We start from the raw sequence: 21,140 nt of genomic DNA, 5'->3' as shown, positions 1-21,140 counted from the left end.
CTATACAGGCGTTACTTGCTGAGCGTGATGGTGAACAAAGGGTCTATGTGGTTACTGAAGAAATGCCATCTGAATACCACTGGATTCATGACCGGTGGCCAAGATTGCGCAGATTGTCGGAGCCAGAATCAGAACCATCATCCAACGACCTGATATAAATTCTTTCAGAAATGAACAATCCCGTCCGGGTCGCCAGCAATTGCGCCAGCGATTCCGTTAGTTGGCGCAGCTTTAAAAGACAGGTGTTTGGATCATCCGCAAAATACTTCTCAGCCAGCATACCCAGACGAAGCAGTTGTTCGACGTGTTGGCTTAATACCGAAAAGTTTGACGTCGCCATTACTATTGATTTTCCAGATACTCGATAATTTCTGCATTCTATTACATTTCACACACCTGTTCCTCGGCCAATTAATTGAATACTACGGATAGCCCTAAGCTCACTTCATAGGAATTGGTGCCGTTACAGGTAAAATGCCTTACAACAGATCATTCCCTGATGGACCGAGAACAGCACATTACACCGCCAAACCCGAAAGATGAAGTGCTCCGTAAAATTGGCAGAAACTTACTGATATTTCAGCAAATCGAGGGTTTGCTGAAAATGATTCTGGGAAATTCAAAAGTGCAAGGCTATGCTCGTACATTAGCGCTTCACCAGGAGCAGCGTATCGACAGAATGCAGAAAGACATGATGGGGCAACTCATCCAGCGGTATTTTGACGAAATATTATCTTCATCCGATGAAGAGCCGCAGGGGCCAGGTGATTTGAGGGAGCCGTGGTTATCTTCCTCATTTAAAATTACCATTGATGCCGCTGTTGCTGAAAACCAGCTCGAAGCCTTTGAAATGATGCGTGAGGAACGCAATCGGCTGGTTCACCATTTCTTGCCCTACTGGCAACCCGATTCTCCTGAAAACTTGATCCAAGCTAGTGACTATCTCGATAAGCAAAGAGAAAAGATTTTACCTATCTGGGAGCATTTGAAAGTTGTAGCCGAGACAATGCAGCAAGCCAGGCAAGAACTAGCCGGTTATGTGGCTTCAAATGAATTTGGCCAGCAGCTCGAGTTATTGTGGCTTCAACAAAGCCCGTTGATACAGTTGTTTTGTGACATTGCAATGCAGATTGGCCGTTCTGACGGATGGGCTTGCCTTGCACATGCAGGGAAACTGGTGCATATGCAGCTGGCCGATGATGCCGCTCAGATGAATGCAACTTATGGTCATCATTCCTTCAAAAAAATGTTGATTGCGTCCAACCTGTTTGAAATATGGGATAAAGCATTGCCAGATGGAGGATCTCGGACATTTTATCGAATACGCAAATCTTGATCGTAATTGACATCCGATTGAAGGAGAAAATAATGGCTAAAAGAAATGGCATTGCTGGAGACTTATTTAAAATAACTGCAACATTGCCTTGGTGGGTGGGAATCGCTCTTGCTGTTGCGATTTACGTTCTTTTGCAACCTTATGCTGTTCTTGAGACGCCAATCCAAGTAGCTCCTGGACAAATCAACAGCGTGGTTGCCGGACAAATGGGTAGAACGTTTGCGTATTATGGCCAATATATTTTGCCGCTGCTATTTTTATCCGGCGCGCTGGCATCTTTTTTCAAACAACACAAACGTAAGAATCTTGTTCGGACTGTCGGTAGCAGAAAAACGGACGATCCGTTACATGATATCAATTGGAAAGATTTTGAATTACTTGTTGGTGAAGTTTTTCGGATGCGAGGCTTTACGGTTGTGGAAAATGACAGTGGCGGGACTGATGGTGGAATTGACTTGGTGCTTAAAAAGGATGGAGAGGTATTTCTTGTTCAGTGCAAACAGTGGCGCGCTTATAAAGTATCGGTCAATATCGTGCTTGAGCTACTGGGTGTGATTGTTACAAAAGGGGCAGCGGGAGGATTTGTTGTCACTTCAGGTGTTTTTACTTCGGAAGCACGATCTTTTGCCAAAGGACAGAATATTGAACTGATTGATGGATCAATGTTGACGGCTATGATTGAAAAGGCGCACGGCGTGACTTCAAGCAAGGTAGATCCCGCTAAAAAGAATGCTCCGGAATCGATACCTTCTGCAACTACTGCGGAACCGATTTGTCCTCAGTGCGGTAATGCTATGATCAAGCGTGTAGCAAGAAAGGGAGCGAATTCTGGTAAAAACTTCTGGGGTTGTGTTGAGTTTCCAAGATGCCGAGGTATAAGGGCCATTAGTTAAACTAGCGATAAGTTATATTATCGCTAGTTGAAAATTATGCGAATTGCCCAAGTACTTGAGGAATGATTGCATTTTTTCTTGGAGAAATAATCATACTTATAACCCAGTATAATCAGCTTAAGTTAAGGTTAATTAGATTCTTTGCGCTAAAGCCGAGGCAACTTCGTTTGCTAAACCAGCCAGCAGATCAATATTAACATTAGTCTGCCCGGCAATTTGTACCAACTTATTTTTTGTCCACCGTTCATCGTTTTCAGCTTCCAGCCAGCTCTCTGAAAGCACTAATTGATTCGAGATCGCATATTCGCTGTTTTCGTCTTCAACAAAAAAACCAATTTGGACGCCACTTTTGCTATCTGCACAGCAAACAGTATAGATCCTATAGTTTTTAAACTCGAATGCTTTGTAGAAATAGCAATCCCATACCCATTCGACAGAATTCTCGTTTCCTTTCCTGCTTGCATAAAACATCGGTGAAACTGGCTGATAGCGGGATAGATCAATCGCCGTTCCCCATGTCATGTTCCAAATGTGATGCAACAATTTCCAATAATCGAGCTGGACATTAAGCGCAGATAATTTTGCTTCGTTAAATTGACCGATTTCTTCCCAACTCAAATCACTCGGCATCGTTTTTTGGGATAAAATTTCATCAATAGCCCCCTGATTCTGATTATTAGCAAAATAGAATTGCAGGCTTTCACTGATTTGTATGTTTTCAGACATATGTTAATTCTCCAACTTGCTCCAAATAAATTGTCGAAACAGCGAGAATCCCAAATCCTCATCGTCATTCAACAAACATTCCCAGCTCGACATAACGGTAAACCATGCTTTAGGATGCCAATCTTTATTGCTGAGTGGCGCTTTTTCGCCGCTTTTTGTCAATAAAACCAAAGCGCCATATTGTGATTCAGAAACCAATTTTTTCAATTGCTTCCGATATGCTGATAATTGACCTGTTGTGACATGATGATCGAATTTTGCTTCCACAATAACCGCAAAATTGTTTCCCGAATTTGACCATCGTATCAGCAAGTCGGCGCGCCCCTGATCAGACACAGGATATTCTGCGAAAACCTCCAAAGAGCGCATGTTTTCCGACTTCATGCTTTGCAGTATTAAATTGCCATAAGGATGTGACGCTAAAATTGATTGAACCCATGCAATCAGGCGTTTCATTCCTGTCTCACCTTGTGCTGATGGATCAATAAAATATGAAATACCTTTTGTTATTTGTTGTTCCGTCGCTGAGAAACCAAGGCTTCTGTGGTAATGGAATGGATGATACGAATTTAAATGACCAAATACATCTTCAAATTTCTGAACAATGTTTTGGTTTAAATCTCTTAATTTAAATTGACTGCTGATTTGCCGAATTGATTTTCTGGTTGAATCTAATTTCTTGCTTATAAAGTAATTTATGGCCTCTTCAGAAAATTTTAAATTACGTGGGCAGTTTTTCGCTACTGTAGTAACTGAAGCTTTAAGATTCATGTAGTCTTCCACAATTGTACCGAGTTATATCAACTCTCGGACTATAGTCCGTCGACTGATAGTCTAGTTCATCCCATTCTATTTGTCTATGGATGGGCAAACAAAAGAGCTGCATAAACAATTTGGAAAGGTATTACGTGAATTACGTAATAGAACTGGCTTGTCCCAAGAACAACTCGGTTTGGAATGCAATTTGGATCGAACGTTTATTAGCCTACTGGAAAGGGGATTGAGACAACCAACATTGACAACGCTTTTTGTTTTGGCTCACAAGTTGAATGTGTCGCCTGTTGAAATTGTTCAAAAGATTGAAGATGAATTTTTGAAACAAACTGAATCGAAATGAAATGATAAGTATGTGGCGGTACTGGCATAATGGAATGAGGGGAATTGCATTAAAGTGATAAGTTGGTACAGTCTGCATACCGCCATACCGAATAATTGCCATAAGAACTTGAGTGATGACCGAAGAATGGAGCGGATTGAAATTTGACTTTAGCCATCATAAGCCAGAATCATCAGGTATTCTGGTGCAAAAAGCCAGACAAGGAGTCGCGCTCCAGGTTTTGCAACTACGCTGAGCGCGCGGACGGGTTACTAATTTTCACATTTTGAGGCTATTTTGGTATCTTCGCGGCAATTAGCAAAAATTGAATCTGAAGAACCTTCGCTCCGGCTTGCGGTTTTAATTGACGCTGATAATGCGCAAGCTGCTGTCATCGAGGGGCTTCTTGCAGAAATAGCCCGGTTTGGAGAAGCGACTGTTAAGCGTATTTATGGTGATTTTACGGCTACATCCAGTGCATCTTGGAAGAAAGTTTTACAAAAGTATGCCATCAAGCCGGTACAACAGTTTGCCTATACTACAGGAAAGAATGCCACGGATAGCGCACTGATTATTGATGCGATGGATTTACTGTATACGCGCAAATTTGATGGATTTTGCTTGATTACCAGTGATAGCGATTTTACCGGTCTTGCCATGCGGCTACGTGAGGAAGGGCTTACGGTTTATGGTTTTGGTGAAAAGAAAACACCCGATGCGTTCCGCAATGCCTGCCATAAATTTGTATTCACTGAAATTCTGCGATCTACTCCAGCGGCTGAATCTGCTGATCCAGCAACAAAAGAAAAGACTAAAAAGAAAACCACTAAAACCAATGCTACAACAAAATCAGTCGAACAAAAGCCGAAGTTTCCGGAAGCCTTTGTGCTGACAGCGCTCGAACAATCGGTGGATGATAATGGATGGGCGAGTCTCGGTGTTTTTGGTAGCTACCTGACCAAATTGCAGCCGGATTTTGACTCAAGATTGTATGGCTACAAGAAGCTTTCTGATTTGGTTAAAGCCAAGAAGGATATTTTTGAAGTCGAAGAGCGGCAAACCTCTGGGTCAAACCGTAAAGTTTTATATCTTCGTGCCAAAAATTGAACACTAAGATGGTTATTACCTATCCTCCCGGCCATGCCAGAGCCGCAAGATAGTGATAGCCTCATCGGTTACTTCGTAGCGCATTTCATAATCGCCAACGATGATGCGGCGAACATCACGGGGCAAGAATTCTTCAAGTTTTACACCGAGCTGTGGGTACTGCATGAGCTGTTCCGCGCCCGCGACAAGCTGCCGAACGACTTGTGCAGCAGTACGTGAATTGATCGTGACCAAAAAAGCATGAAGCCGAACCAAATCCCGCTCAGCGCTGGCAGTCCATCTGAGTTTCATTGAAAAATCTATTTATCGAGGTTTTTAGCCCAAGTATCAATCACGGTATGGTCAACGAGACGACCAGCATCGACATCGGCCAAACCTTCTAAGGTTAACTGGTGCCGCTTTGCTTCGAGTTCGACCCAAGACATCAGCGCCTGTTTAACTATCCAACCTTTGGGACGATCCAAACGTTCTGCGAGCTGGTCAATTTGTTCGGCCAATTCGCTGGGGATGTGTGCAGTAACAACGCGAGTATTCATTTTAATCGAACTCAATCAAACTCAATCAGCTTAAAACTATATTAGTTGTACCAGCATTTGTCTATATAATTCTATGGGTATTTCAAGATTCTTAAGTCATAAGGATTCTGCAGCCTCGATCAAATCAGGTTCGGCCATAACAGACTCAATATCTTTTGCTGAGCAGATATCCACTAGAGTTTTCGACCAAAGATGAAGCGCTTCTTTTCGTTCTTTGTAATAAGGATGATGGTTATAAACAGCAAGCATGCCACCAAGTTGGTGATTAAGTAACTTCTCGATTACATGCGGAGCAACACCAAGACCACTTAGTTTTGTGCTAAAAGTATGGCGTAAAATATGCGGAGTTAAATTTTCTATTCCAAAAATATCCTTGCTTCGTGTAATCGCATGATTGATCGCGCGTTCACTTATTGGAGTATCATCTTGAGAAACTGGTGATGGAGCCATGTAACGGCTCGCACCTGCAAGCTCTTTTAGTTGCATGAATAATGATGAAGTCAGCGGTGTAAGTTGAATTGTATGTTCTTTTCCGTTCTTGGATAAAGAGGCAGGGATAGTCCAGCGCCCCTTTTCAAAAGAGATGTGAGACCATTCACCTAAAATGATTTCTCCGCGCCGCTGACCCGTGGCAAGCAGAATTTTCAAGCAAACTTTTAAGGACTCATTAAAACTTGCTTTGGGAAGCCCATGCCAGAATTTCCAAATTTGTTGGTATGATAAAAAAGTGTCGCGTGGTTTTTCGCTGCCGCCAATACTTGATTTCGTCAGGTTCGCGCATGGGCTAACCTCAATCCATCCTCTTGCTTGGGCAAAGGTGAACATCTGTTTGGTTAGAGAGCCAGTTCGGTTTGCCATAACGGGAGCGCCACGAGATACAATTTTTTCTAGCAAATCAATTATGTCGCGACGTGATATATCCTTTGCTTTTTTGTGACCAAGTGTAGGGATGATTTGATTTCTAAGTATAGAGTCAGCATAGTCAGGGCGTTTTCGTTTGAGGCGGCCACGAATTTCTTTCGCCATAAATTCATCAACAAGGTCAGTGACCGTAATGGACCGTTTATCTAAAAGTGTTCGTTCTCTTTTTTCTTCTATGGGATTTTTGCCAAGAGATACCTCATTTCTTGCTAAACGATGAAGCTCGCGTGCTTCCGCTAAAGAGATATCAGGATATGAACCGAAATCCATACGAGACTGTTTTCCTTCAATGCGAAATCGGTATTGAAAAGTGATGTTGCCATTCGGTGATATACGGATACTAAGCCCGCCTGAGTCTGCAATTTCATAACGCTTTAATGTCGGTTTGATATTTTTCAAAAGTTTGTCGTTGAGTGGCATTCTGTAGGAAGCAATTGCTGTAAAAGAGCTGTATAATATCATTTGTGTATTAATTCTGTGTACACAGTTATGTACACAGAATTAATGGTAAGAAGTGGAACATATTGAAACAGTATGAAACATAAATATGATTTATCATGCTGTATATAAATAATAATATTGAATGTTGTGACATTACTTGGAACGCTGTGAAACATGCAATGAATTGCATGGGGTGCAAGTGGTCGGAGGTTCAAATCCTCTCGCCCCGACCATTTGTTGTGCCATTTCTCCAATAATGTGTGTCGTATACTTATCATGATAAGTGAAATAATTCGTTTGATTGTCTGGTTGCAATTATAAATTTATAAGATGCGCATATTGCTCAGTAATGATGACGGTTATTTCGCTCCTGGATTAGCGTGCCTTGCTGAATCGCTCGCGGAAATTGCTGAGATCATCGTTGTCGCGCCAGAAAGAGATCGAAGCGGATCGAGTAATTCTTTGACATTGGATCGCCCACTCAGTCTTCATAAATCCCATAATGGTTTTTATTATGTTAACGGTACTCCTACAGACTGCGTTCATTTGGCAGTAACAGGAATGCTGGAAATTTTGCCGGATATGATTGTGTCCGGGGTCAATCATGGCGCTAACATGGGGGACGACACCATTTATTCCGGTACTGTTGCGGCTGCGACGGAAGGTTTTTTACTCGGAATTCCCTCATTGGCCGTATCTTTAGTGAGTGCATCGCATGGAAACTATATGACAGCCGCACGTGTTGCGGCTGATATGGTAAGACGATTTAGAGAGGCTGAAATTCAAAGCCCCGTATTATTAAATATCAATGTACCGGATATTGAATACCAGCAACTTCAAGGAATTGAGATCACTCGTTTGGGACGGCGGCATAAAGCGGAACCAGTGATTAAATCGCAAAACCCTCGTGGAGAAACTCTATATTGGGTGGGCGCCGCAGGTCCTGCACAGGATGCCGGAAAGGGGACGGATTTTTATGCAGTTCAGCACAACCGGGTTTCGATAACTCCGTTACAGATCGATCTTACCCATTATGATCAAATAAGTCTGATAACAAGATGGCTAAATAATTAGGTACTTGTTATGCTAGGGTAATAATTTTTATAGGTGCTGAAAGGTGAATGTTCGTCATTCTGGAATTGGTATGACCTCTCAGCGTACACGTATGCGCATGATTGAGCGCTTGCGTGCACAAGGAATTGCTGATGAAGTGGTTTTATCTGTGATGGGTACGATTCCTCGTCATATTTTTGTTGAAGAAGCTCTGGCAAGCAGAGCTTATGAAGACGTTGCTTTACCGATCAATTATGGACAGACTATTTCCAGCCCCTGGATTGTCGCTCGAATGACAGAGTTATTGCGAGCGGATTCAAATTTAGGAAAAGTTCTGGAAATAGGTACAGGCTGTGGTTATCAAACTGCTGTACTTGCGCGAATAGCACAAAAAGTTTATTCGATCGAACGTATTGGACCACTTCTAACGCGAACGCGTATTCGTTTGCAAGAACTGCAGATTCGGAATATTTATCTAAAACATGCCGATGGATTACTCGGATTGGTTGAGGCGGGACCATTCGATGGTATTATCATGACGGCGGTTACAACGCATGTCCCTGCTTTATTATTGGACCAATTGGAGATGGGCGGTCGAATGGTTTTTCCAAAAGGAACTCAAAAGCAAAACCTCTGCATTATAGAACGGAACACGCAAGGTTTTACCGAAACTGTACTTGAAGAAGTTAATTTTGTGCCACTACTAGCCGGGGTTATCAAGAAATAATAGTGTGGGAATATCAAAATGAGAAAAAGTAATGAATAGACAAATCAATTTCGATATCTGTGGCCGTGTTCTCAGATTTGTTCCTTTCTCAGGAAAGTCAGGCCTATCATCGTTTTATTTACTATTTGCTGCCGGTTTGTTTCTCGTTGGTTGTAGTACAACTCAATCTCCGGTTCCGGTTGTTGATCGTGAAAAAATTAATTCTTCTGGACCGTTAAAACCAACTGAATCCGCGAATATGGATGGTCAGATATATACCGTTCAAAGAGGGGATACGTTATATGGCATTGCGCTTAAGTATGGTATCGATTTCAAAAAATTAGTGGAATGGAACGAAATAGTGGACCCCAGATCGCTTCAGCCCGGTCAGAAAATTCGATTGTCAATGACTGAAAAGGAATCTCAGCCAGTATTATTTGCGCTTCCGCAGCAACCAGTTACGACTAATATAGAACCGTCTGCATTCCCAGCGGAGTCCGCAATGGCTTCTCAAGAAGAGAGCCGTCCGGATGTGGTGGATAATCATAAAGTAAAAACAAGCCCCAAAGCACTTAAGTTGCCCTATTCGGAGCAGAATGTAGCTCGGCTTCAGTATCCTGAAAATAACCCATCGGCGATAGCGCCCTCCTCAGTTGCAACCGCAGTAGTACCTGGGAATAATACAAGAATCGAGGTGCCGCCATCATCGGAATCGCTAAAATCAGACAGAACGATCGAATCTTCCGTAACTGAGTGGATATGGCCGACGACCGGAAAGCTGTTGGCATCTTTTTCAAAGAATTCTAAAGGTGTAAAAATTTCTGGGAAAGCGGGACAGCCGATTCTTGCTTCGGCCTCGGGAGAAGTGGTTTATAGTGGCCATGGCCTGCGTGGCTATGGAAATTTAATCATCATCAAACATGACAATACCTTCCTGAGTGCATATGCTCACAATAGTAAGCTTCTGGTTAAAGAAGGTGAGGTAGTGGTAAAAGGTCAGAAAATTGCGGAAATGGGTAATACCGATACGGATACGATCCAGTTGCATTTCGAGATACGCAAGCACGGCAAGCCGGTAGATCCGTTAGAATACTTGCCAAGCCAATCTTAATAAAGATTGCACTTGATATGAGAAAGGATGGCATCGAGTTACAAACGTCATTCTTAATAAATTTTTTCGGTTGCTTGCCACTTTACTCTGCGGCAGAATGTCGCATGTGTTTCAAAGCTTCCACCATTTGTTGGGTTGCTTTCTCTGCATGATTCTGTTTTGCGTGTGTAATCGCTTCTTCCAAATGCTTGATGGCTTCACTGATATGCTGATGCGCTTCGGCATATTCTTTTTCAGCAGCTTTAGCATGCGTAAGACTTTTTTGTGCATATTCCAGTAATGTGCTTGTGTGGCCTGCTTTGCCGTGAATTTGCGCAGTTTCTGCGTGTTCTATAGCTTCCGTCATATGTTGATTGGCATTGGATGCGATCACCGGGAAACTAAAAAGAAAAGTTAAAACGCTTATAGCGATGAAGACTGTTCGTCGTGTTAATTCCATTATTTCACCTCTTCGCTAATTGAAGAATTATCAAAGAAAACATCCCATATTATCGAAAGCGAAGGCTATAAGAATATAGGATATTTCGTACTATATTTTTCCTTATAGCATAAATCTGACACTAACAGGAATTAATCCGGGACGGATTTATGAATAAGAGCGGCTTTCCGAGCGACCGGTCGACTAAAACACTACGATCCTCACTCGCACGCCGCCAAACAGATTGAGTGGCGGTCCGGGTTCGTAATATCGTCCCAATGCGGCATTGATACGGGTATTGGCGTTATATTGAGTATCGAACAGGTTGTTAACGCCCAAAAAGATTGAGCTTTCAAAGTTATTGCGGCGCAATTCCCATCCCGCCAGTAACTGTCCCAAGGTATATGCCGGATTGGTCGCAGTATTGACGTCGTTGACGTAAAATTCACCGACGCGGTGTATGTGCAATTGCCCGAAGAAACCAAGTGAGTGTGAATAGCGTAGCAACCCTTCCCAGCGATGTCGGGGAATTCCCGGAAAAATATGACCTTTCAGATTGGCATCGTTGACGGTGTATTTTTCAAATTCAAAATCTGAGAACGTGTAACTGACTTCGCCGCGCAAACCTTTCCATTCCGGTGTTGCCAACCGTGTTTCCACGCCGATCCGGCGCGATTGACCGGCATTGCGAAAAAATGCCCGGCCTGGCGAAGCCGATAACTCAAAGGGTGTAATTTCGTCCCAAGTTTTTATAAAAAATGCGGCGGTATCATATTGGAATCCGGCGATATTTCCGCGAAAACCCAGTTCATTGCTGAGTGAGGTTTGCGGGCTCAAATGAGGATTAAAGCCACCGCGGCCTCCAGGATTGTTAAGTAATTCGGTGGTGGTGGGTGCTTCAAAGACCGATGCGACATGCGCGTACAGTTGGTGTTGTTCGGTGACGTGGTATACCAAGCCGGCGGAGCCGCTGCCTTGCGAAACTGTGCGCGAACCGGTGTCGTTGCCGTCTTGCTTGAATTGGTCTTTGACCTGATAGCGCAGCCAATCCCAGCGACCGCCAACGACCAAGTCCAACTTATCAGCAATATTCCATTCGTTGCGGACAAACGGACCGATGCTTTGCACGCGTTCGATTTGACTCAAGTTTAACGCACTGCGTACACCGAGATTGTTGTTGAAACGTTGTCGATCGTCATTTTGAATACCGTAATCAACGCCCATCAAAAAACGGTTAGGACGGTTGAGCAATTGATGATCATTGACAAATTGCGCCATCATACCGCCGACCAGGCGATCAAATTGCACTTGTCCACCATCGAAAAACGGTTGGCGGCTTTGAAAATCGCGGTGCAGCATGTATGTGGTTATAGTGAATTCTTTACCGGCAGCGGGTCGCTGGCGAAATCGGATGCCCATTTCCTCTTGGCGGATTTCTTCACCGGCGTTGTATTGCACGTTACGTAACGATGCTTGCCGAGGATTCGTCTGCATTTCGGTATAAGTCAGCGCACCGGGATCTTTCGAAAGTGGTGAATAAAATTCTCGAAATACCAGCATCAAATCGGAATTGTGATTGATTTGGAAATTAAGCTTGGCTTGCGAAAAGGTATTTTGCATTGCGCTGTGGTTGCGCCAACCATCTTGCTGCAGGTGCGAGCCATAGAAACTATAACCGAATCTGCTTTGTCGTCCGCCCATGAATAGCTCTGATTTGGTATAACCGAATACTCCAAATACTTGACGCGGTATGATGGCGAACTTTTCATTCGGTGCTTCCCGTGTCGTGATATCGATTAACCCGCCGGATGCGTTGCCATATAATGCCGCCGATGGTCCGCGTACGATGTCCATGCGTTCGATCAACGAAGGATCGATCGAATCCAATTGTGTTTGACCATCCGGCAAGGTTGCCGGAATGCCATCGACGCGCAACTGTATTCCGCGCACGCCAAATGCGGAACGCGCACCAAAGCCGCGAATCGCGATGCGCAGATCTTGTGTAAAGTTATATTGATTTTGAAAAAAAACACCGGGGGTGCCACGCGCAAACTCGTCCAGCGTTGCGCCGGGTTGATAACCTTGCTGCGTATCGCGCTGGATTTGCGTGATGCTGTTTGGAATTTGTTCTGGTGAGCGCTCGCTACGCGTAGCAGTGATGCTGATCGGGTTTAGAAGGATAGATTGCGTAATTTCCGGTTTTTGCGCCCAAGCGGGCATTATGCCCGCAATAGAACTAACTAAGATCATGACATGATGAATCACCCGGCGAATGCGGTATGGGGTTAAGCAGAAATAAGTGGCAGGAATAAAAAACATGGCGCAGTGTACCACTTCAATCCGGCGTGACGTCATGTCAGATTGGAACAGGGAATTACGGGGGGATTATTGGATGAAGCTTTGGATAATGAACATGCCAGGGGCGCAGCGGGAAATTTATCGTATTGATTGTCAAAGATTCTTCATTTAATTCACAATGACACATCTTTCTAGGGTAAGTTTTGCGCTATAGAAAGCATGACACCAAAGAAAAAACAATCGGATGAGCTGCGATTACAGTTCATCCGATTTAATTGAATTCGCGAAACCGCAAAGTAGTCGAATTTTGAAAAACTACTCAGAATTTCACAAACGCAGAATATTAACAGTCAAGCCAAATAAATCCTCAAAAGATGGAAATCAAAATGTTCACCACATCTTATAAGTGCCGGCAATTCCTTCATGAGGGGTTGGACATAAACTGCCTTGTTTGAGGTTATTAACATAGAGTGTTTTAGTACTGTCGTTCTTTCCCGAAAGGCCGCTGGGACAGCAAAGCTTATGAGTACCCACGGTGCAATACGACAAATCGCCATCGGCATCCTTACTCGTTCTTTCTTTATTGTAACCAGACGGACAACCTGCAAGGCATACAGGCGCTGTGCCCGACCAGCAGCACATGTCGGGATATACTTCGATTTGGTTACATTTCGGATACCAGTTTGCGAAACTTGCGGATGAAGCGAGTGTGTATAAAACAATCACCAACAATATGATTGCTTTGATCAATTTTGAAAGTTCGCAGCGTTCAGTTATTTTCATTACCATGATTTCCTCCTATTGCGAGAGTTGATAACCGGACTTGGGCGACGTGCAATCAAGTCTTTTACCAAAAAACGGGCATATCCATGGAAACACTTTCTTAACCGATGCTATGCTTGAAAGAGTTTAATACAATAGAAATTTGATATTTTTCAACGCTATTGTAATTTGACGCTACGCTTTTTCAGTTGTAATGTCAAACGAAATGTCAGTATGTTAAGTGTAGACGTCATGTGGATTGTTTATTGCGGGTAGTGGCGATGTTACCGGGCTAAGGTGTATTGTTGGGTGTGTTATTGATGAATCTGGAACCATTCACTTAATTGAATCCGCAAACTGAAGAAAAAATGAGTAGTGAATCATTTCCCGCATTAAGCAATCGGATGATCTTGCTCGGCGCCAGTAACCTGACGTTGTCATTGCGTCTCGTTATTCAAAGTTTGCAACTGCAATTAAGCGAACCCGGGGAAATTTTCGCTGCAGTTGGGCATGGGCGGGCCTATAGTGTTGATAGTGAAATGCTGTTCCGCGGCTTGCCGGGAATTGCCGATTGCGGACTATGGCGGCAATTGGAAGTTTCGGAAAAGAAGCCGGCGGTTGCGTTGCTGACCGATATCGGTAACGATATTATGTACGAAGCGCCATCAGCAAAAATTTTACTGGCCGTGGAATGGTGCGTTAGGCAATTACATAATCATTCGGCACAGATCGTCATGACCAACTTACCGATGGCATCAATCGAGGGTTTGGCCGAGCGGCGTTACATATTCTTTCGTAATCTTTTTTATCCTTTCTGCCGGCTCTCCAGAGTTGAAACAGTCAGCCGTGCGCGAACGATCCACGCCGGATTGATTGAGATGGCGGCACGTTATCAATTCAAGTTGATTGAATCGGAACCCCGCTGGTTTGGTGCTGATGGTATTCATGTGAGATATGGACAAAGGTCAGATTATTACCGCAGTGTTCTGAGTGGACTTTCAAGCGTGGATCGTAAATCCGAATCTCATGATGATAACCGAATGTCTTTGCGTTTCTGGCAGCAGCGAGCGACATTTGCATCCAAAACGATTTTGGGACGGGAGATTGTTTGTCCGCAACCCAGCGGGCTGCTGATAGATGGTTCAAGAGTTTTTAAATACTAATAGTCATTGGGATCGTGATACATGATCACCGTGTAATATACGCCGTACTCAGTACCTGGCTGGCGATACGCATCCAGATCAAAAGGATAGCCATGATTGGAATCAAGTTTATTGGCGACCTTATCAGCATTAATCTCATCATACCAATTCCAATCACCGACGTTTAGTTGCTCTGCAACTGCGGAAAAGTATCGCGTATCCCCTTCGTAATATCCGCGGATACGTATCGGCGTGACCTTGTGTTTGCGCAATTGCGCATCCAATTCCTTGACGGTGAAATGTGTGAATACGACCGAAGGCCCGGGGCGTGCTTCAACGATTGCCGCATATTTTCGAATACCATCGGCTATATAGGTAGTGAAGTCGGTAATGCGATGTCCATCGACTGCTAGCTGCTTGAATGCGGTTTCATCCAGATTGACATACACTTTCGACTCAGTACCAGGTCCTTTGTGCAAAACCAGTGTGAAGCGAATTTCACCGTTGACCACACCTGCGGTGACAGACACCGGCCGGGCGCCGCTCGCTGCAATTTTCGCATCGAGCTCGGCAGCGGCAAGCTCCGGTAAATAGAGACTTTCAACATTTGCAATGCGATAGATGATGGCGGCGAAGCGCCGATCATTGTTACTGCCGTAAGCAGCGAGCCGGGTCATGTGCATTCCCGGGATCTCAGCGTCATTGATATGCATCGGATTGATATCATGTGACCAGAGCCAGCCTTCGGGGGGATTGGGAGAGAATTTCATTGATTCACCATTTTGAGTCGATTTAGTATCGGTTGATTGGCTATTTCCTGGTGCTTCGGGTGTGTTCATTTTGGGATTGCTATCGGTACTACAGCCAATAGTCATTGTGATTGCAAGAGCGGAAACGAATGATTGCAGCAGTGTTAATTGCGACCGGTAATGCATAATAAATTCTCCACTTTAATGCAAGCTTATTTTTAAATCACCGTGATATTTTTCCTAAGTAAGACAATATTCTACTGCCAACTTAATTCCAGACTATTGTGACTTTTATCACAGCATGCGATATATGTAGTTTATGTCATTGTTTTAATAATTAAATAAAAATTTTATTTTTCTATAGAACCATTGATCGACCATTCTATGGAATTGATTATTATCGACTAGGTGATGCGAATGACTTTCACCGGTCGGTTTGGAATTGTGTGGTGGGTGTTTAGGTTTGTGTCTTCAAAGGTAGGCGTTTTTCAAAGCGGTTCAATCATCAATTTTTTCCTGTAAACCATTTCATTGAGGCAACGTTAATAGGCAACCTGTTACTTGACCTTCGGGATGCCAGAAATGATTTGTTCTATGGTTTTAAATTTCCAAAGCAATGCACAAAGCAGGTTCACAGTTATCGGTAACCTGGTGTTTCGGGATATTGCGGCAATTTAACTATGAATAAACTCAATATCGCTTATACCTGCAATGTCAGAAAGCCTGATATGGAAGATCCGCGCTATGGTGAATTTGAGAGTCCATCAACCATTGCCGCGATTACCGCAGCATTGGAACGAGCCGGTGCGGATGTTGAGCTGATTGATGTAGGTCCTGATATTTATCATCAGCTTGAGAAAAGAAAGGATCATATCGATCTTGTGTTTAATAACACCGAAGGTTTGGAGGAACAAGAGTTACGCGAAGCCATCGTGCCGTTTTTTTGTGAACATCTGCATATTCCATATTCCGGTAGCAGCCCGAAAACCTTCATTAATAAAATGGATAAGGCGACCGCCAAGAGAATTGTCGCGTACGACGGGGTACCAACAGCGAAATTTCAATTGATGAAACCTGGTGATCGGTTGCAGAGTTTATCGTTTCCGCTGATGGTTAAACCCTATAGCGAGGGTACCAGCATCGGGATTAGTCAAAAAAGCAAAGTGCACAATACCGAGGAACTCAATGATGCAGTGAAAGTAATCCATTGCCAATTCAACCAACCGGCATTAGTGGAAGAGTTTCTGCCGGGACTCGAATATACCATCGGTATCATCGGGAATAATGTGTTACCGATCCTGGAGATTGATTTTGCAAAAATCCCCGGACAACCTCAGGTTCGGGATCCCCATGTTAAAAACATAGAGAACCCTTACATTACGAGGCTTCCATGGAGTGACAAAGCAATCAATTTTGCAAAACTTGCCATTGCTGCCCATGAATCGCTGGAAGTGCGTGATTATAACCGCATGGATTTCCGTGAGCGTGACGGACAGTTGTATTTTCTCGAAGCCAACGTCATTCCGGGTTTGCACCCTACCGAAGCGGATTTGACCACTATGTGCCGGTATGCCGGGATAGAGCACGGTGACATGATTGCTTTGATTCTTCATGCCGCGGTGCAAAGGCTTAAACCTCGATTCCCGAACTGTTTCAATGGAAAAACCAATGTGTTGGATGAATTGTCGGCAACTGCGCTGGCGAAAGCTACAAAAGCAGGTGTGGTTTCACACCAGGGGCGTGTTTATAACTTACTTGGATCTTATTGAATCTACTCAAAAATATGATTACTGCGATTACCAAAGACATATCTCTAGAGCTTGAAAAGATTGCTTTGCAAGATATTGGTTCGATGTATCAACCGGATATTCATGAGGAACTGGAAGGTATTGAGAAAGGAAAGTATTTTGGGTTCTATGCGATAGAAGACAGCAAACCGGTTGGCTACGTTGTTGCTAAAAAGACAGTGAATACTTATCAACTGATGGTTATCGCTGTGGATAAGAGTTATCGCAACAAAGGCTATGGTTCTCAACTGGTCGACCGGGTTTTTAGTGAGATTCAGAAACAAGGTGGCAGGATTCTGAATGTGATAACCGATGCCGACGCCAACGATAGTTTATGTTTTTATCTTAAGAACGGTTTCGTTTTGACAGGTATTGTTCAAGATGAGTTTATTTCTGGGGTTGCACAAGCACATTTGACCAGACGGGTGGGCTTCAATCCTTAGCAGCCGCCCTGGATTGACAGCACGTACAGCTATTAAATTAACAATCAGGGGATCGATATGAGAATCAAAGCGACAAAAATGGATGGCTGCGGTAACTCCTTTCTAGTAATTGATGAAATGAGAACACCGCTGGAAGGGTTTAATCGTGCGCAGATATCGTCCGCATTAGCCGAACAGCACGACACCGATGGCATTTTGTTTGTCGATCAGATGCACGATCGATTGACCATGAAAATTTTTGATCGCGATGGTACCGAGGAAACCATGTGCGGAAATGGTTTGCGTTGCGCGACTCGGTATTTTCGTGATCATTACGTGTCGGATGATGTATTTACGATCATTACCGGAGACGGTGCAAAAGAGGTTGTTGTCGAGCAGGAGTTGGTTGAAGTAAATCTTGGTGATGCACGGGATTTTCAGCAAATCGATACAAATATCTTTTATGCCTATACCGGTGTACCGCATGTTGTCGTGATCGATTCCGAAATTGATTTGGAATCGGCCAGAGCGGTGGGTAAAGCGTTGCGGGAAGACAAATCGCTGTGCGAGTATCTGGGTCACCCGGAAGGTGTTAATGTTAACTTTATTTGGCATACGGATGATGGTATTGCGGTGCGTACGTTTGAGGTCGGCGTGGAAGATCTCACCCTGAGTTGCGGCACCGGTAGCGCCGCCAGCGCTTACGTAGCATCCAAAGTATTTGGAACGGCATTGCCGCTTCGCACTCATTCGCTCGGTGGCAGCTTGCGGGTGCGGGAAGACAAAGGAGGATTGGCGATTTGCGGGCCAACCCGGTATCAAGGAAAAGTAATCGGTTTTGCCGCGGCGACGCATCTGAAACCGATCGTGCCGTTCGATTTTTGGCCGCGCAATTATGCGTGGCAAGGATTATAATCACTGCTCGTATTGACGCAGCAATCAGCTTGGTTGCTGTGTTCTGATTGTTGTTGTTTTTATAGGCTTATTATGGATTTCGAGTTCTCATGGGTAACCTTCTTTCTGATCATGATTGCAATGGCGCTTGCCGATGTGTGCTGGACGCTCTATTTCATTGATGTGGAAGAAAGAAGGGCGCATGCCGCGGCATTCTGGTCGGCGATGATCATTTTGGTGACTGCTTTTACCGTCACCAATTATGTCGAGAACAAAATCTACATTGCCGCTGCTTTCCTCGGCGCCTATGTGGGAACATACGGAACGATCGCGTGGAAAAAGAAAGTGGAAGCCCGGCAAAAACCCTGAAGGCGTTTTTTGGGGTTTAATGCACTGATTCACCAGTATTTTACCGCTTCACAAGCTATTGATTCCCGGCTGTTTGTTTGACAGTCCACCGCGCTTTCAGTATATTCCAACGAATTGTTAAATAGCGAGTATGCTGATTTTCTAAAGCGCCTGCCTTAATATTCTCTGTCTGATTTCTTATGCATATCGTAGTAACTGGAATAGGGATTGTTTCACCGATCGGTATCGGTGTTGAAAAATTCTGGGAAAATGCAGTTGCCGGCGTCAACGGTATTGCCAGTATTCAAAGCTTCGATGTTTCCAAACAACGTTCCCGGATTGCCGGTGAAATCAATGCGTTTGATCCCTCGGCTTTTTTGTCCGCCAAGCAAATCGAGCAAACCGATCGATTCACGCAACTAGCACTTCATGCCGCCAACCAGGCGATGACCGATGCGGGTAGCCTGGAAAGTTATGAACCGCGGCGCTTGGCTGTGTGTCTGGGGTCCGGTATGGGGGGCTTTTCAACTTTTGAATATTCCGCTACGCGCAAGTTTCAAAACAAATCGGTTCCGCCTTTTTCCGTACCGCGCATCATGGCGAACTCGGCAGGCGCTTGGATTGCCACGCAATACGGCCTGAAAGGCATAAATTTAACCTGTAGTACCGCATGCTCATCCGGTGCGAACGCAATCGGCATGGCGCTCGATTTGCTGCGTAGCGGCAAAGCCGATGCCGTGGTGACCGGCGGCGCGGAGGCGTGCGTATTGCCGTTGACGATGTCCGGTTTTGAAGCATTGTTTGCATTATCCACCGGTTTCAATAACGATCCGGCGCATGCCTCAAGGCCGTTCGCCAAAGGCCGCGACGGTTTTGTGATGGGCGAAGGTGCGGGCATATTGATTCTGGAGCGCGAAGATGCCGCAAAACAACGTGGCGCGAAAATTTATGCGCAATTGGCCGGTTATGGTTGCGCCTGCGATGCGACGCATATCGTCGCGCCGGATATGGACGGGCAGATAGCCGCAATGCAAGCGGCACTCGGCGATGCCGGATTTGCACCGGATAAAGTTGATTACATTAATGCCCATGCCACCTCGACACCGCTCGGTGATGTCATCGAAACCAAAGCGATCAAGCAATTGTTTGGCGAGCATGCCAAAGATATTCCGATCAGCGCCACCAAATCGATGATCGGCCACAGCATCGGTGCTTCCGCTGCGATTGGCAGCATCGCCGCGATTATGACCTTACAAACCGGCACCATTCATCCGACAATCAACCTGCTCGAAGCCGATCCCGAATGCGACCTCGACTATACACCCAACACCGCCGTGCAAAAGAACGTGCAAACCGTGCTGTGCAACGCCTTCGGCTTTGGCGGCAACAACGCCAGTCTCGTTTATACAACTTCATAAATCCACAATAGGTGACCCATGGATACAGCAGAACTCGAAGCAAAAGTGATCGAATTCATCGCATCGAAAGTCGACAATGTCGATGCCTCGACAATCACCACCGCCTCCAAATTCGACGAACTCGGACTCGATTCGATGGACACCATCCAACTGCTGTTTGATGCCGAGGATACCTTTGGCGTCACTTTCGACGGCGAAGAAGTCAAAACCCTGCGCAGCGTCGGCGACATCATCGACTATATCAGCAAACACCCACCGGAAGGGAAGGCTTGAGATCAGGGGTGGGTGACATAAGGTTAATCGGAGAATTAAATCCGATCCAGCGGACTGATAATGCCTTTTCCGCCTTTATTTAAAACATGTGTATAAATCATAGTGGTGGAAACATCCTTGTGACCCAGTTCACGATGTCCTTTCGAAAACCTCCTCCTCCACAAAAAGCAGAACCACCAACCTATGCATGGCAAAAGGTTGATGCAAAGCGACAGCGTATGTGGATCAACGTCAAGAGCTGGCAGTTCAAAGTCTTCCCATACCTACCAGGGAACGAATTTTGCACCTTTATGTTTCAGAAGATTGATCTCCGGAACGATATAGCCGCAGTGGGCGAAGTCGAAACGCAAGATTCTGCTGAGCCGCCGGGGATGCTTTCCGATCACTGGTCAAATGTTCCGGATCGTGTTGAGGGTTTTTGTTTCTTTATGAAATCAGATGATCCGACAATCCCTCCTTCATTTGCAGTTACTCTTTATTGCAAGGAGTCCGCGATCGATTGGGTATGCCGGGCATTTTCCCTTGGTACGTCAAGCAAAGGCGCTGTAGGGGTCGAACTTGAAATTGATTGCCCAAACCAGAGCCAGGAAGATTTCTGGCCAGATCAATGGAAATATGAATGGCTACGGGTTATCTCATGGAAGGTTTTCAGTGGCGCCGAGTTCAGGTAGAGCCTTGCGTAATTACTTCGTAGCGCGGCCTA

The 21,140-nt window shown here is 44.7% G+C and carries 25 protein-coding genes; 15 read left to right on the top strand and 10 right to left on the bottom strand.

The window, feature by feature from the left end:
• Positions 1-85: 85 nt before the first annotated feature.
• Entirely contained in the window at positions 86-340 is a 255-nt protein-coding gene (locus KF839_RS13385) for a hypothetical protein (protein ID WP_292918348.1), read from the bottom strand.
• A gap of 114 nt (positions 341-454) precedes the next feature.
• On the opposite strand from KF839_RS13385, the gene KF839_RS13380 reads away from it, so the two are divergent.
• Both KF839_RS13380 and KF839_RS13375 read left to right on the top strand, forming a co-directional pair.
• On the top strand, positions 455-1,336 hold the full coding sequence (locus KF839_RS13380; RefSeq protein WP_292918347.1) for a hypothetical protein: 882 nt from the start codon (positions 455-457) through the stop codon (positions 1,334-1,336).
• A 32-nt stretch (positions 1,337-1,368) separates the two neighbouring features.
• Positions 1,369-2,229: a restriction endonuclease gene (locus tag KF839_RS13375; protein WP_292918346.1), complete on the top strand. Its 861-nt coding sequence runs from the start codon at positions 1,369-1,371 to the stop codon at positions 2,227-2,229.
• A 132-nt stretch (positions 2,230-2,361) separates the two neighbouring features.
• Here KF839_RS13375 and KF839_RS13370 read toward each other — a convergent pair whose 3' ends face one another.
• Positions 2,362-2,955, bottom strand: coding sequence for a hypothetical protein (locus KF839_RS13370; protein ID WP_292918345.1), 594 nt, complete (start codon positions 2,953-2,955; stop codon positions 2,362-2,364).
• Between the two features lie 3 nt (positions 2,956-2,958).
• Positions 2,959-3,726, bottom strand: coding sequence for a PD-(D/E)XK nuclease family protein (locus KF839_RS13365; RefSeq protein WP_292918344.1), 768 nt, complete (start codon positions 3,724-3,726; stop codon positions 2,959-2,961).
• Positions 3,727-3,814: 88 nt separating this feature from the next.
• Here KF839_RS13365 and KF839_RS13360 point away from each other — a divergent pair, with 88 nt between their 5' ends.
• Positions 3,815-4,072 (top strand): helix-turn-helix domain-containing protein, encoded by a 258-nt coding sequence (locus KF839_RS13360; RefSeq protein ID WP_292918343.1) that lies wholly within the window; start codon positions 3,815-3,817, stop codon positions 4,070-4,072.
• Positions 4,073-4,348: 276 nt separating this feature from the next.
• Positions 4,349-5,158: an NYN domain-containing protein gene (locus tag KF839_RS13355; protein ID WP_292918342.1), complete on the top strand. Its 810-nt coding sequence runs from the start codon at positions 4,349-4,351 to the stop codon at positions 5,156-5,158.
• Between the two features lie 15 nt (positions 5,159-5,173).
• Here KF839_RS13355 and KF839_RS13350 read toward each other — a convergent pair whose 3' ends face one another.
• The 3 genes from KF839_RS13350 to KF839_RS13340 all read right to left on the bottom strand — a co-directional run bounded on the left by KF839_RS13350 (position 5,174) and on the right by KF839_RS13340 (position 7,035).
• Positions 5,174-5,449 (bottom strand): type II toxin-antitoxin system RelE/ParE family toxin, encoded by a 276-nt coding sequence (locus tag KF839_RS13350; protein ID WP_292918341.1) that lies wholly within the window; start codon positions 5,447-5,449, stop codon positions 5,174-5,176.
• A gap of 8 nt (positions 5,450-5,457) precedes the next feature.
• Entirely contained in the window at positions 5,458-5,694 is a 237-nt protein-coding gene (locus tag KF839_RS13345) for a CopG family ribbon-helix-helix protein (RefSeq protein ID WP_292918340.1), read from the bottom strand.
• A 96-nt stretch (positions 5,695-5,790) separates the two neighbouring features.
• Complete coding sequence (locus KF839_RS13340; RefSeq protein ID WP_292918339.1) at positions 5,791-7,035, bottom strand: tyrosine-type recombinase/integrase; 1,245 nt, start codon at positions 7,033-7,035, stop codon at positions 5,791-5,793.
• A 351-nt stretch (positions 7,036-7,386) separates the two neighbouring features.
• Between KF839_RS13340 and surE the strand changes: the two genes are divergently transcribed.
• Genes surE through KF839_RS13325 form a run of 3 tightly spaced genes read left to right on the top strand, consistent with a single transcriptional unit; the run spans position 7,387 to position 9,926 of the window.
• Positions 7,387-8,130, top strand: coding sequence for a 5'/3'-nucleotidase SurE (gene surE / locus KF839_RS13335; protein ID WP_292918338.1), 744 nt, complete (start codon positions 7,387-7,389; stop codon positions 8,128-8,130).
• A gap of 43 nt (positions 8,131-8,173) precedes the next feature.
• Positions 8,174-8,836: a protein-L-isoaspartate(D-aspartate) O-methyltransferase gene (locus KF839_RS13330; RefSeq protein WP_292918337.1), complete on the top strand. Its 663-nt coding sequence runs from the start codon at positions 8,174-8,176 to the stop codon at positions 8,834-8,836.
• Between the two features lie 31 nt (positions 8,837-8,867).
• Positions 8,868-9,926, top strand: a complete 1,059-nt coding sequence (locus KF839_RS13325; protein ID WP_292918336.1) for a peptidoglycan DD-metalloendopeptidase family protein — start codon at positions 8,868-8,870, stop codon at positions 9,924-9,926.
• Positions 9,927-10,008: 82 nt separating this feature from the next.
• On the opposite strand, the gene smbP is transcribed toward KF839_RS13325, so the two are convergent.
• The 3 genes from smbP to KF839_RS13310 form a co-directional block, all read right to left on the bottom strand.
• On the bottom strand, positions 10,009-10,365 hold the full coding sequence (gene smbP / locus KF839_RS13320; protein ID WP_292918335.1) for a small metal-binding protein SmbP: 357 nt from the start codon (positions 10,363-10,365) through the stop codon (positions 10,009-10,011).
• Positions 10,366-10,548: 183 nt separating this feature from the next.
• Positions 10,549-12,699 (bottom strand): TonB-dependent receptor family protein, encoded by a 2,151-nt coding sequence (locus tag KF839_RS13315; RefSeq protein WP_292918334.1) that lies wholly within the window; start codon positions 12,697-12,699, stop codon positions 10,549-10,551.
• A 333-nt stretch (positions 12,700-13,032) separates the two neighbouring features.
• Positions 13,033-13,431: a hypothetical protein gene (locus tag KF839_RS13310; RefSeq protein ID WP_292918333.1), complete on the bottom strand. Its 399-nt coding sequence runs from the start codon at positions 13,429-13,431 to the stop codon at positions 13,033-13,035.
• A gap of 341 nt (positions 13,432-13,772) precedes the next feature.
• Here KF839_RS13310 and KF839_RS13305 point away from each other — a divergent pair, with 341 nt between their 5' ends.
• Positions 13,773-14,567, top strand: coding sequence for a hypothetical protein (locus KF839_RS13305; RefSeq protein WP_292918332.1), 795 nt, complete (start codon positions 13,773-13,775; stop codon positions 14,565-14,567).
• Here KF839_RS13305 and KF839_RS13300 read toward each other — a convergent pair.
• On the bottom strand, positions 14,564-15,481 hold the full coding sequence (locus tag KF839_RS13300) for a hypothetical protein (protein ID WP_292918331.1): 918 nt from the start codon (positions 15,479-15,481) through the stop codon (positions 14,564-14,566). The two genes, KF839_RS13305 and KF839_RS13300, sit on opposite strands and share 4 nt — an antisense overlap.
• Positions 15,482-15,975: 494 nt before the next feature.
• On the opposite strand from KF839_RS13300, the gene KF839_RS13295 reads away from it, so the two are divergent.
• The 7 genes from KF839_RS13295 (at position 15,976) to KF839_RS13265 (ending at position 21,108) form a co-directional block, all read left to right on the top strand.
• The gene (locus KF839_RS13295) at positions 15,976-17,064 is read left to right on the top strand and encodes a D-alanine--D-alanine ligase family protein (protein WP_292918330.1); all 1,089 of its coding nucleotides are present in this window, start codon (positions 15,976-15,978) and stop codon (positions 17,062-17,064) included.
• Complete coding sequence (locus KF839_RS13290) at positions 17,061-17,525, top strand: GNAT family N-acetyltransferase (protein WP_292918329.1); 465 nt, start codon at positions 17,061-17,063, stop codon at positions 17,523-17,525. Before KF839_RS13295 ends, KF839_RS13290 begins: the two co-directional genes overlap by 4 nt.
• Before the next feature lie 57 nt (positions 17,526-17,582).
• Complete coding sequence (gene dapF / locus KF839_RS13285; protein ID WP_292918328.1) at positions 17,583-18,419, top strand: diaminopimelate epimerase; 837 nt, start codon at positions 17,583-17,585, stop codon at positions 18,417-18,419.
• A gap of 72 nt (positions 18,420-18,491) precedes the next feature.
• Positions 18,492-18,767 carry a hypothetical protein gene (locus KF839_RS13280; protein ID WP_292918327.1) on the top strand — a complete coding sequence of 92 codons (276 nt, stop codon included), beginning with the start codon at positions 18,492-18,494 and terminating at the stop codon, positions 18,765-18,767.
• Positions 18,768-18,946: 179 nt separating this feature from the next.
• Complete coding sequence (gene fabF / locus KF839_RS13275) at positions 18,947-20,164, top strand: beta-ketoacyl-ACP synthase II (protein ID WP_292918326.1); 1,218 nt, start codon at positions 18,947-18,949, stop codon at positions 20,162-20,164.
• An 18-nt stretch (positions 20,165-20,182) separates the two neighbouring features.
• Entirely contained in the window at positions 20,183-20,437 is a 255-nt protein-coding gene (locus KF839_RS13270) for an acyl carrier protein (RefSeq protein ID WP_292918325.1), read from the top strand.
• A gap of 119 nt (positions 20,438-20,556) precedes the next feature.
• Positions 20,557-21,108, top strand: a complete 552-nt coding sequence (locus KF839_RS13265) for a hypothetical protein (RefSeq protein WP_292918349.1) — start codon at positions 20,557-20,559, stop codon at positions 21,106-21,108.
• Positions 21,109-21,140 lie beyond the last annotated feature (32 nt).

The organism is Nitrosomonas sp. (assembly GCF_019635155.1).
Taxonomy (GTDB): Bacteria; Pseudomonadota; Gammaproteobacteria; order Burkholderiales; family Nitrosomonadaceae; genus Nitrosomonas.
Note: the sequence above shows the minus strand (reverse complement) of the source record. Positions and strands in the feature narration are given on the sequence as shown.